General features: G+C 64.8%; 3 protein-coding genes and 3 rRNA genes. 2 read left to right on the top strand and 4 right to left on the bottom strand.

The window, feature by feature from the left end; genetic code table 11:
* The first annotated feature begins 35 nt into the window (after positions 1 to 35).
* Positions 36 to 188, top strand: a complete 153-nt coding sequence (locus ACMXN5_RS27120) for a hypothetical protein (protein ID WP_439677422.1) — start codon at positions 36 to 38, stop codon at positions 186 to 188.
* Positions 182 to 457, top strand: a complete 276-nt coding sequence (locus ACMXN5_RS27115) for a hypothetical protein (RefSeq protein WP_439677421.1) — start codon at positions 182 to 184, stop codon at positions 455 to 457. The genes ACMXN5_RS27120 and ACMXN5_RS27115 overlap by 7 nt, the downstream gene beginning before the upstream one ends.
* Before the next feature lie 1,739 nt (positions 458 to 2,196).
* Here ACMXN5_RS27115 and rrf read toward each other — a convergent pair.
* The 4 genes from rrf to ACMXN5_RS27095 all read right to left on the bottom strand — a co-directional run bounded on the left by rrf (position 2,197) and on the right by ACMXN5_RS27095 (position 12,882).
* Positions 2,197 to 2,313: ribosomal RNA gene (rrf, locus tag ACMXN5_RS27110) — 5S ribosomal RNA — on the bottom strand.
* A 126-nt stretch (positions 2,314 to 2,439) separates the two neighbouring features.
* A 23S ribosomal RNA gene (locus ACMXN5_RS27105) occupies positions 2,440 to 5,567 on the bottom strand.
* A 345-nt stretch (positions 5,568 to 5,912) separates the two neighbouring features.
* Positions 5,913 to 7,436, bottom strand: a 16S ribosomal RNA gene (locus ACMXN5_RS27100).
* Together the 16S, 23S and 5S rRNA genes form the textbook arrangement of a ribosomal RNA operon.
* Before the next feature lie 679 nt (positions 7,437 to 8,115).
* On the bottom strand, positions 8,116 to 12,882 hold the full coding sequence (locus ACMXN5_RS27095) for a DUF4082 domain-containing protein (RefSeq protein ID WP_439677420.1): 4,767 nt from the start codon (positions 12,880 to 12,882) through the stop codon (positions 8,116 to 8,118).
* Positions 12,883 to 12,924 lie beyond the last annotated feature (42 nt).

The following is a 12,924-nucleotide window of genomic DNA, read 5'->3' as shown; positions in this document are numbered from 1 at the left end:
GCCTTTTGTAGGCCCACGGCGGAACCGCCGCCCGGTTGATCGCGGCAGAGCGCGGGATCCAGGCGATCGCCCACGAGGAGGGCCTCGGGTTCACGCTGGATCGTCTCAGTGCCAACACCTTCGACCTGCACCGCGTAGTGCAGTACGCCAACGACGAGGGGCTGGGGTTCGAGTTCCGGCCGTGGTGATTTCGGCGCGCGGCGGCGGCTACGGTCCCGGCGCGCCCAAGCACGGCCTGGACTGCGTCGTGCCCACCCTCGAATCCGTGCTCGGCCACGAGGACATGCCCGGCCTCGACGTCACCACCGTCATCCCCGTCATCCCCGAACTGACGATGGTGCCCCACGCCCCGGCCCTGACCGTCCTGCTGCCGAAGCACGAGGCATCCATGGCCGGCGCCCACCACCAAGCCCGCGAACTCACCGCCACAATCACCGACAGCACGACCGCCACCTGACCCCAAAACGGCCGAGACGGCCGAGGAGCCTTCCCGGGTGGGTCGAGCGCTTCCGGAGCGCGTTGCGCTTTGGGCTGCGGGTGGCAGGTGCGGGGCCGGTCAGAGTCGGTGGTGGGCCGCCGCCAGCGTGCGGGGCTCCAAGACCCGAAGCTCCCGACGAGGCGGGCGCCTTGCTCACCGGAAAACCGGGCCGGCAGCGAGGGAGCGGGTGGGGGCTCGGGTCGAGTCCGCTGGCGGGCCTTCCCGGGTGGGTCGGGCGTTCCCGGCGCGCGTTGCGCTTCTGGTTGCGGCTGTCCGGTCCGGGGCTGGTCAGAGTCGGCAGGTGGGCCGCCGCCAGCGTGCGGGGCTCCGAGACGGAGGGTTCCCGACGAGACGGGCGCCTTGCTCGCCGGAAAACCGGGCTGGCAGCGAGGGAGCGGGTGGGGGCTCGGGTCGAGTCCGCCGGTGAGCCTTCCCGGGTGGGTCGAGTGCTTCCGGCGTGCGTTGCGCCTTCGGCTACGGGTGGCCGGTGCGGGGCCGGTCAGAGTCGGTGGTGGGCCGCCGCCGGCGTGCGGGGCTCCAAGACGGAGGGTTCCCGGCAAGACGGGCGCCTCGCTCGGCGAAAACCGGCCGGCAGCGGAGAGCGGGTGGGTGCTCGGGTCGAGTCCGCCGGCGAGCCTTCCCGAGTGGGTTGGGGGCGTTGAGGAGAGGTGGGGGTTCGAAACCGGATCTCGGCGGGTGGGTGTGGGCTTCGAGCTTCGATGACCTGCGGTTTTGTGGTGTCGGGGCGGAAAGTCGGGCGTCGAGTGCCGGTTTCGTGCGCTCCGACCTCCTCAACGCCGCTGTAGAGACCAGAACCGCCCACTCGCAGCCGACTTCCGGCGCTGCAACCCCACAGAGGCCGTCGAGGAGACCGAAAGTGCCCAGCGGGCGCCGAAACCGGATCCCGAGACGCCTCAAACCCTCCCACTCCGCACTGACCTGCGGTTTTCCCTCACACCGAGGCCACGCCACCCCACGCCATCCGGTTTCGTGAACTCTCGCCGCCCACACGTCCACCGCAGCTCGAAATGCCCCGCCCGACCCACTCGGGAAGCCTCCCCGGCGGACTCGACCCGACCCCCCTCCCTCCCCGCTGCTGCCAGCCCGGTTTTCCGGTGAGCACGGCGCCCGCCTCGTCGCGAGGCCCGGGTCTCGGAGCCCCGCACGCCGGCGGCGGCCCACCCGCCGACTCTGACCAGCCCCGCACCAGCTGGCCGCAGCCAAGAGCGCAACGCGCGCCGGGAACGCCCGACCCACTCGGGAAGGCTCCTCGGCGGACTCGACCCGAGCACCCACCCGCCCCTGCTGCCGGCCGGTTTTCGGTGAGCAGGGCGCCCGTCTCGCCGGAAGCCCCGGTCTTGGAGCCCCGCACGCCGGCGGCGGCCCACCACCGACTCAGACCAGCCCCGGACCAGCCCACGCAACCACAAGCGCAACCCCGGCCGAAAGCACGCGACCCACTCGGGAAGCCTCCCCGGCGGACTCGCCCCGAGCCCCCTCTCAGCCCTGCTGCCGGCCGGTTTTCGCCGAGCAACACATCGCCTCGCCGAAAGCCCCCGGCCTCGGAGCCCCGCACGCCGGCGGCGGCCCATCATCGACTCTGACCGGCCCCGCACCGGCCACCCGCAGCCAAAAGTGCAACGCCCGCCGGAAATGGAAACGGCATCCGGAAAACGCAAAAGGCCCGCCCCTTTCGGGACGGGCCTTTCACACGTAAATTCCGGCGGCGTCCTACTCTCCCACACCCCTTCGAGTGCAGTACCATCGGCGCTGGAGAGCTTAGCTTCCGGGTTCGGAATGAGACCGGGCGTTTCCTCTCCGCCAAGACCACCGGAAAACCATCGAACCCACAAAACAGGGCTACTCGGTGAACCAGAAATCACATGCGGTGATTCAATTATCAAACAGGTTCCCCGAAACCGATTGCGGTTCGGGAACCACACAGTGGACGCGTAGCAACTGAGGACAAGTCCTCGGCCTATTAGTACCGGTCAGCTCCACCCCTCACAGGGCTTCCACACCCGGCCTATCAACCCGATCGTCTCTCGGGGGCCTTACCCAACCGAAGCTGGTCGGAGTCCTCATCTCGAAGCAAGCTTCCCGCTTAGATGCTTTCAGCGGTTATCCCTCCCGAACGTAGCCAACCAGCCATGCCCTTGGCAGAACAACTGGCACACCAGAGGTTCGTCCGTCCCGGTCCTCTCGTACTAGGGACAGCCCTTCTCAAGACTCCTACGCGCACAGCGGATAGGGACCGAACTGTCTCACGACGTTCTAAACCCAGCTCGCGTACCGCTTTAATGGGCGAACAGCCCAACCCTTGGGACCTACTCCAGCCCCAGGATGCGACGAGCCGACATCGAGGTGCCAAACCATCCCGTCGATATGGACTCTTGGGGAAGATCAGCCTGTTATCCCCGGGGTACCTTTTATCCGTTGAGCGACGGCGCTTCCACAAGCCACCGCCGGATCACTAGTCCCTGCTTTCGCACCTGCTCGACCCGTCGGTCTCACAGTCAAGCTCCCTTGTGCACTTACACTCGACACCTGATTGCCAACCAGGATGAGGGAACCTTTGGGCGCCTCCGTTACCCTTTAGGAGGCAACCGCCCCAGTTAAACTACCCATCAGACACTGTCCCTGATCCGGATCACGGACCCAGGTTAGACATCCAGCACGACCAGAGTGGTATTTCAACGACGACTCCACGAACACTGGCGTGTCCCCTTCACAGTCTCCCACCTATCCTACACAAGCCGAACCGAACACCAATATCAAACTATAGTAAAGGTCCCGGGGTCTTTCCGTCCTGCTGCGCGAAACGAGCATCTTTACTCGTAGTGCAATTTCACCGGGCCTGTGGTTGAGACAGTCGAGAAGTCGTTACGCCATTCGTGCAGGTCGGAACTTACCCGACAAGGAATTTCGCTACCTTAGGATGGTTATAGTTACCACCGCCGTTTACTGGCGCTTAAGTTCTCAGCCTCGCCCCGAAGAGCTAACCGGTCCCCTTAACGTTCCAGCACCGGGCAGGCGTCAGTCCGTATACATCGTCTTACGACTTCGCACGGACCTGTGTTTTTAGTAAACAGTCGCTTCTCGCTGGTCTCTGCGGCCACCACCAGCTCACCCTGCAAGAGGGATCACCAACAATGGCCCCCCTTCTCCCGAAGTTACGGGGGCATTTTGCCGAGTTCCTTAACCACAGTTCACCCGAACGCCTTGGTATTCTCTACCTGACCACCTGAGTCGGTTTGGGGTACGGGCCGCCACGACACTCGCTAGAGGCTTTTCTCGGCAGCATAGGATCATCCACTTCCCCACAATCGGGTCGGCATCAGGTCTCAGGCTATATGTCGTGCGGATTTGCCTACACGACGCCCTACACCCTTACCCCGGGACTACCACCGCCCGGGCTGGACTACCTTCCTGCGTCACCCCATCGCTCACCTACTACCCGATTGGTTCGGCGGCTCCACCCATCCGATCACCCGAAGGATCCCGGCGGCTTCACGGCCTTAACATCACGAGGTTCAGCGCTGGCGCATCGTAGCGGGTACGGGAATATCAACCCGTTGTCCATCGACTACGCCTGTCGGCCTCGCCTTAGGTCCCGACTTACCCTGGGCGGATTAGCCTGCCCCAGGAACCCTTGGTCATCCGGCGCACACGTTTCCCACGTGTGATTCGCTACTCATGCCTGCATTCTCACTCGTGCAGCGTCCACCACTGGTTTCCACCGCGACTTCACTCGCTGCACGACGCTCCCCTACCCATCCGTACACCTGAACCACGAAGGCTTGGCTAACATACGAATGACACGACTTCGGCGGTGCGCTTGAGCCCCGCTACATTATCGGCGCGGAATCACTTGACCAGTGAGCTATTACGCACTCTTTCAAGGGTGGCTGCTTCTAAGCCAACCTCCTGGTTGTCTCTGCGACTCCACATCCTTTCCCACTTAGCGCACGCTTGGGGGCCTTAGTCGGTGCTCTGGGCTGTTTCCCTCTCGACCACGGAGCTTATCCCCCGCAGTCTCACTGCCGCGCTCTCACTTACCGGCATTCGGAGTTTGGCTTATCTCAGTAACCTGGTGAGGCCCATCAACAATCCAGTGCTCTACCTCCGGCAAGAAACACACGACGCTGCACCTAAATGCATTTCGGGGAGAACCAGCTATCACGGAGTTTGATTGGCCTTTCACCCCTAACCACAGGTCATCCCCCAGGTTTTCAACCCTGGTGGGTTCGGGCCTCCACACGGTCTTACCCGCGCTTCACCCTGCCCATGGCTAGATCACTCCGCTTCGGGTCTTGGGCGCGCGACTCAATCGCCCTGTTCGGACTCGCTTTCGCTACGGCTACCCCACACGGGTTAACCTCGCCACACACCGCAAACTCGCAGGCTCATTCTTCAAAAGGCACGCAGTCACGGCCACCACACGACAAGCGCGGATGACGACGCTCCCACGGCTTGTAGGCACACGGTTTCAGGTACTATTTCACTCCCCTCCCGGGGTACTTTTCACCTTTCCCTCACGGTACTAGTCCGCTATCGGTCACCAGGGAATATTTAGGCTTGGCGGGTGGTCCCGCCGGATTCACACGGGATTTCTCGGGCCCCGTGCTACTTGGGAAATGCGCAAGCAAGCCGTACATGTTTCGTCTACGGGGGTCTTACCCTCTACGCCGGACCTTTCGCATGTCCTTCGACTACACATACGGTTTCTGACTCGCCGACCGGCCGGCAGACCGATCAAGCACACTCCCACGACCCCGATCACGCAACCCCTGCCGGGTATCACACGTGACCGGTTTAGCCTCATCCGATTTCGCTCGCCACTACTCTCGGAATCACGGTTGTTTTCTCTTCCTGCGGGTACTGAGATGTTTCACTTCCCCGCGTTCCCTCCACACACCCTATATATTCAGGTGCGGGTGACAGCCCATGACGACTGCCGGGTTTCCCCATTCGGACACCCCCGGATCACAGCTCGGTTGACAGCTCCCCGGGGCCTATCGCGGCCTCCCACGTCCTTCATCGGTTCCTGGTACCTAGGCATCCACCGTGCGCCCTTAACAACTTGGCCACAGATGCTCGCGTCCACTGTGCAGTTCTCAAACAACAACCGATTCCCACGGACTCAACGACCGACGCCTACCGGCAAACACCGGCGGTTCATGGATCATCCGAGGATCGGAACCTTCCCGAGACAACAGACCAGCCCCACCAGCCACGACTGGCTAGTAGGGCCGGGCCCGTTCCCTCAGGACCCAACAACGTGCCCGAACCGATCTCCTCCACGACCACGCTTTCCACGCTCTTGCGAGCAGTACTTGCGATCCCGTGTCGAATCACGATCCGAATAGTCAACGTTCCACCCATGAGCAACCCCTTCGATACATGCGACCGAAGCGGGCTATGTGCTCCTTAGAAAGGAGGTGATCCAGCCGCACCTTCCGGTACGGCTACCTTGTTACGACTTCGTCCCAATCGCTGGTCCCACCTTCGACGGCTCCCCCTCTTGCGAGTTGGGCCACCGGCTTCGGGTGTTACCGACTTTCGTGACGTGACGGGCGGTGTGTACAAGGCCCGGGAACGTATTCACCGCAGCAATGCTGATCTGCGATTACTAGAGACTCCGACTTCACGGGGTCGAGTTGCAGACCCCGATCCGAACTGAGACCGGCTTTTTGAGATTCGCTCCACCTTGCGGTATCGCAGCTCATTGTACCGGCCATTGTAGCACGTGTGCAGCCCAAGACATAAGGGGCATGATGACTTGACGTCGTCCCCACCTTCCTCCGAGTTGACCCCGGCAGTCTCCTGTGAGTCCCCATCACCCCGAAAGGCATGCTGGCAACACAGAACGAGGGTTGCGCTCGTTGCGGGACTTAACCCAACATCTCACGACACGAGCTGACGACAGCCATGCACCACCTGTACACCGACCAAAAGGGGCACCTGTCTCCAGATGTTTCCGGTGTATGTCAAGCCTTGGTAAGGTTCTTCGCGTTGCGTCGAATTAAGCCACATGCTCCGCCTCTTGTGCGGGCCCCCGTCAATTCCTTTGAGTTTTAGCCTTGCGGCCGTACTCCCCAGGCGGGGAACTTAATGCGTTAGCTGCGGCACGGACGACGTGGAATGTCGCCCACACCTAGTTCCCAACGTTTACGGCGTGGACTACCAGGGTATCTAATCCTGTTCGCTCCCCACGCTTTCGCTCCTCAGCGTCAGTATCGGCCCAGAGACCCGCCTTCGCCACCGGTGTTCCTCCTGATATCTGCGCATTTCACCGCTACACCAGGAATTCCAGTCTCCCCTGCCGAACTCTAGCCTGCCCGTATCGAATGCAGGCTCGGGGTTAAGCCCCGAGTTTTCACATCCGACGCGACAGGCCGCCTACGAGCTCTTTACGCCCAATAATTCCGGACAACGCTCGCACCCTACGTATTACCGCGGCTGCTGGCACGTAGTTAGCCGGTGCTTCTTCTGCAGGTACCGTCACTTTCGCTTCTTCCCTGCTGAAAGAGGTTTACAACCCGAAGGCCGTCATCCCTCACGCGGCGTCGCTGCGTCAGGCTTTCGCCCATTGCGCAATATTCCCCACTGCTGCCTCCCGTAGGAGTCTGGGCCGTGTCTCAGTCCCAGTGTGGCCGGTCGCCCTCTCAGGCCGGCTACCCGTCGTCGCCTTGGTAGGCCACTACCCCACCAACAAGCTGATAGGCCGCGGGCCCATCCTGCACCGCCGGAACTTTCAACCCCCCACCATGCGGTGGAAGATATTATCCGGTATTAGCTCCGGTTTCCCGAAGTTATCCCAGAGTGCAGGGCAGGTTGCCCACGTGTTACTCACCCGTTCGCCACTCATCCACCCCGAAGGGCTTCAGCGTTCGACTTGCATGTGTTAAGCACGCCGCCAGCGTTCGTCCTGAGCCAGGATCAAACTCTCCATTGATGTTCACCGGTAATCCGGTGGAACACAATAAGTGAGCGGCGACTCTCCCGGAGGAATGATCCGGGTATGTCGCCCGCGTCCTTGCTGTGACCTGGGCCCACTGACAGGACCCAGGATTTTCTTCAAAGGAACCACCAACACTGACCGCGACTCCCCGAATGGAGAGACGTTCAGCGCCGGGGGTGTTTCTTTGGCGTTGACTTTTGGCACGCTGTTGAGTTCTCAAGGAACGGACGCTTCCTTCGGTGCGGAATCAACCGCGCCCTCCGGGCGTTTGACGTTCAGTTTGTGTTGCTTTTGTGTTTCTTGTGTTTCGCTTTCGCGTCTCCAGCTTAGCACACCGTTTCGGCCGCTTAGCTTTCCTCGCTTTCGGCATCCGGCGCGTTCCCGCGCTTTCCGCCTTTCAGACTCTAGCAGATCTTCCGACCCGCTTCGTCCCGCCGCTTCGGGCATCGGGAATTTGCATTTCCGAGGCATTTGGCGGCGCCCGCCGACTTTAGCGGAGCGCATTCCGATCGCCTAATCGGTGATCGGGGATTGTGCTCGCCTCCCGGGCGGACTTCGCAACAGTACACGGCCGGGCCCGGAGCGCCAAATCGCTCCGGGCCCGGCCGCTCGTACGTCTCCCCACGGCCTCGGCGGCGGGTCACCGTCGCCTGGCCGCAGGCTCAGCGCAGCCTCAACGCCCCTTCCCCGGCCGCGTGTTCGGCCCCGGCGCGGTGTTCGGGCCCGCCTCCGTCACCGGGGCCGTCGAGGTCACCTTGCCGTCGTGTGTGAAGCCGATGCCCTTCAGTGTCGGCATTGCCGTGCCGTCGCCGGTGAGCTCCACCTTGTATTGCAGGAATCGCGACGACGTCCCCACCGTGTCCCCCGGCTTGGCCAGGTCCTTCCACGGTGTCCAGCTCGCGTCGGGAATCGCGGTAGTGCCGGTTCGGACCGATACCCGCAGCGTCGTGCCCTTGGGAATGTCGGCCTGCCAGTCGCTCGCCAGCCATGTGACCATTTGGCCGGCGTCCAGGGCCTTGGATACGTATGTACCGGTGCGGGCCCGGTCCAGGGTGAGGGCGTCGGGGCGGTCGCCGCTGACCGCTCCGCCCGAGACCGTGCCGTTGGTGAAGTCGAAGGCGCCGGTCTCGGCGACGCCCGGCCTCGGCATGACCAGGCGGGCCGTGTCCTTCTTCTTTCCGCCGCCGCCCGTCCAGGTCCCCTCGTTCCCGGCCGCGTCGATGCCCGCCAGGCGGAAGGCGTATGTCGCGCCGGCGCCGAGGTGGCCGAGCTTGGCGTGGTGGGTGGTGGTGCGCTGCTTGGCATCCGTGTACACCGGGCGCATCGCGGCTGCCGTGTCGCCGAGCAGGACCGACGTCGTGGTGGGCTTGTCCGTCTTCCAGGTCAGGTCGGCGCTGCCGTCCGGCCAGGTCTTGACCGCGACGTCGCTGATCACCGGGGCCTTGCGGTCGGCCTTGGGGGTGCGGAACTCGGCGGGCTTGGTGTTCGGGGCGGGCCAGGTGGTGCGGTCGCCCTTCGCGTTCACCGAGGTGAGTCGGTAGTAGTAGGTGGTGTCGGGCTTGAGTGCGCCCAGGGCCACCTTGTGCTCGCCGGCCGTCTCCACGTTCTGCTGGGTGATGGGCAGCTGGTCCGGCTGGGTGCCGAGCTGCATCTCGGTGGTGGCCGGGACGTCCGTCGTCCAGGTCAGGGTGCCCGAGCCGTCGGGTGCCGGGGCCGCCTCGGCCCGGGCGATCAGCGGGGCGACCGGGGTGGCGTAGGTGGCCGTGTACGCGCCGGAGGTCCCGTCGAAGACGGCGTACTCGATGCCCTTGATCGTGGTCTTCTGGAAGGTGACCGGGGCGCCGCCGCGGGACAGACCGGTGAGCGTGGTGCCGCCGGAGCCGGTGGTCGGGAGCATCGTCATCAGGTTCGTCGCGGCCGCGTTCTGGTTGACCGTGAAGGTGACCGTGTTGCCGACCCGGTTCAGGCCGGTGACGGTCGAGGCGTTGCGGGCGTCGGTCCAGTCCAGGAGTTGTTTGGCGGAGACGATCGGGACGTTCTTCGCTTTCGCCGAGGCGATCAGCGCGGCCTCGATGTCGAGCTGGCCCACGTTGCCGACCCCGCCGTTGGCGTTCGCCGAGTCGGTGTGGTTGTTCATCACGAACGCGCCGTAGAAGCCGTCGTTGTTGGCACCGCTGACGAGTTGGTCGAACGTGTCCGGATAGACCTGTTGGAATTCGTCGTTGATCTGCGTGGTGCCCTGGTAGATGTCGATCATCTGACCGCTGGGATCGGTGAAGCGCATCGGGAATCCGGAGCCGGTGAAGAATCCGGGACTGGCCTTCATCAGCGACCCGCCCCAGGTGTTCTTCCAGTAGTCGGGCATGTAGTAGTAGTTCGTGTCGAGCCGGATTCCCTTGGCCCGGGCGATCGTCGCGTTGGAACTCCAGTCCGGCCAGATCAGGCAGTGGGTCCGGTTGGTGGTCGGCTTCAGCGGGGCGTAGCGGGTGAAGTCGTCCAGGCTGTTCTCGTACACCGCGGAGAGTTCGGCGTTGATGTCCGTCTGCGACGCGCCGGCGCGCAATTGCGGACAGCTGCCGTTCTCGTCGACGTGTCGGGCGATCTCGAAGCCCTGGGCGGTCCAGCTCTGTACGTCGGACACCGGGGGTGCCTGGGTGCCCTGGGGTCCCGGGCCCCAGACGTAGATGGTGCCGCGCATACATTTCCAGTTCCGGACCGCGGCGTCGCGCAGGGCCGCGATGGGGCTGGAGCAGTTCGGGTCGGAGCTGTTGTTGTTGTAGCGGGTGACCCGGCCCTGCATGTCGCTGAGGTTTTGGCCGTGGTTGTCGCCGGTGGAGACCATCACGACCTTGAGCAGGTCGGGGGCGGCGGTGGCGGCGTTACCGGGCAGGTACCAGGTCCTGGGGATCGGGGCCTTGGCGCGGTTGCCGATCTCGATCAGGTTGGCGAACAGGCGCTGCTGTTCGTCGGCCTGCGGGACGCGGACGCGGCTGAGGTCGATCCAGTCCGGGTAGAACATGTCGTCGGCGCGCATCAGCGGGCCGCCGCTGTCCGAGAAGTTGTCGTTCTCGACTCCGGCCTGGGCGGGGTTGCCCTGGCGGGTCTGCACGATGGAGCGGGCCAGGTCGTAGGTGAAGGCGGAGGCGGTGCCGCTGCCGACGGTGCGGGTGGTGACGGCCGGGCCGAGTGGGCTGGTGCCGGTGCGGGTGTACAGGTCCGCGACGCGGATCGTGCCGACGCCGCCGGGGACCGTCCATACGTCGGCGGGGCCGTGGTACTGCATGCTCAGTTGGCTGTAGATGCCGGCGCCGGGCGCGGTGCCGCTGTCGACCTTCATGTATTGGTTCGCCTGGAAGCCGCCGGAGGTGCCGAGGCCGAGCAGGCCGGCCAGGGCGGCGCGCGGGTGCATGGCGATCAGGTTGCCGCCGGCGTTGACCCACGTGGTGAGGTCGGCGACCAGTTGCGCGGAGGGGGCGAAGTCGCCGAGGACGACGGTGGTGTAGCCGTTCAGTACGGTCGCGGTGACGGTGCTCGCGTCCTTGACCGCGAAGGAGTTCAGGCCCTCGGCCCGCAGGATTTCGGTGTAGTAGCAGCTGAAGGGGTTCGAGTCGGCCTTGATCACCAGGATCGGGCCGGTGTTCGGCGCGTCGCACGGCGGGGTGGGCGGTGCCTGGCCGGTGGTGAAAGCCCAGTTGGCGTCGGGCATCGCGTTGTCGGAGCGGTCCTTGACCCCGCCGACGGTGAGTGTGTACGGCGTGCCGTAGGCCAGTTCGGCGTTCGGCTTGAGGGTGAGCTGGGTCGGGTTGGTGGGGTTGTCGAATTCGAGTTCGGCGGGTACGACCGTGCCGTTGCGCTTGAGTTCGAAGGTCAGGCCGGTGGTCTTGAGCGGTTCGCTGAAGGTGACCGAGGGTTGTACGCCGGCGAGTACGCCGTTGGCGTTGGGTGTCGGCGACTGGTCGGTGATGGCGGGGGCGACGGTGTCCTCGGCGTTGGTGCTGAAGACCACGTCGACCCAGTAGTTGCTGCCGTTCCAGCTGTCGGTCGGGTAGATGCTGCCGGCGTTGTACTTGTAGACGCCGTTGCCGCCGTCGACGCCGTCGGCGAGTGCGCTGATCATCGTGTTGCCGACGGCCTGGGAGAACGAGGCGGTGTTGGCCGGGTAGTTGCCGTTGGGCGCGAAGTAGGACGCGACATAGGTGACGCCGGCGTGCACGGTGATCGGGGTGGGCAGGTCGACGGTCTGCCAGCCGGTTCCGGTGCGGTTGACGTTGGGTACGGTGGCGAGCCGGGTCTGGGTGTTCTTGTCCCACAGACTGACCGCGTAGGGGCCGGTGCTGCCGGCGAGTTTCCAGAACCTGATCGACTTGATCTGGCCGTCGGCGGTGGTGCGGAACTTGACGCCGACCTCGACGCTGTTGTTGTCGGTCTGGTTCGGGGTGGTCGGGCTGACCGGGCCGGTCCAGATGCTGGTCTCGATGTTCTGGGTACTGCCGTTGCCGGTGGTGAAGGACCAGGACTTGGTCGCCGCGGTGTTGCCGGCGGCGTCCTTGGCGCCGGACACGCTCACGGTGTAGCCGGTGGACGCGGCGAGTGCCGAAGTGGGGGTGAACGTGGCGGTGTTGCCGTTGTAGGACGCGGCGCCCGGGACGGCCGGGCCGCCGGTCCGGGTGACCGCCCACTGCACGGTGGCGGGTTGGACCGGTTCGCTGAAGGTGACGGACAGCGGTGCGGCGGTGGCCACTCCGGTGGCGTTGGCGGCCGGGACGGTCTGGGTGGCCGTGGGCGGCGTGGTGTCGGCGCCGGGGACGAAGGAGACGTCGACCCAGTAGTTGCCGGCCCGGTAGGAGTCGGTCGGCATGCCGCCGCCTGGGTTGTACGTGTAGACGCCGTTGCCCTGGGTGCCGTTGCTCGCCGGGGCGAGGAGTTGTTCGACCGTGCGGTCGGTCGCGAAGTAGTCGGCGGTGACCGTGTAGCGGCCGACCGGCGCGACGTAGGAGGCGATGTACTCGGTGCCGGCGGTGACGGGGATCGGCGCGGCGAACGTGGCGCTCTGCCAGCCGGACGTGCTCTCACCGGTGAAGGTCACCGAAGTCGCGGTGCCGGTCGCGGTGTTCCAGATCCGGCCCGTGTGGGTGCCGGTGTTGGCCGCGTCCTTCCAGAACTTGACCTGGGTGATCGTGCCGTCCTGGGCGGGCTTGAAGCGCACGCCCAACTCGACGGCCACCGCGTCGGTGTCGGTCACCGCGCCGCCCGGGGTGGCGCCCGCGAACAGCGAGCACGGACTGCATGGCGCGGCCTGGGCCGCGGTGATCGGGGCGAACAGGGTGAACAACAATGCGCCGATCGCGGCGAACGTGATGCTCGCCCATGTCCCTCGGCGTTGTCGAAGTCCCGGTCTGGTTCTGGCGCAGGCGGCCTTCATCGAGTTGGTGCTCCTCAATGGCATGACGGTCGGTCGTCGGTTCGTGGGTTCGGGCGGGTG

This window comes from Embleya australiensis (assembly GCF_051903075.1).
Taxonomy (GTDB): domain Bacteria; phylum Actinomycetota; class Actinomycetes; order Streptomycetales; family Streptomycetaceae; genus Embleya.
Note: the sequence above shows the minus strand (reverse complement) of the source record. Positions and strands in the feature narration are given on the sequence as shown.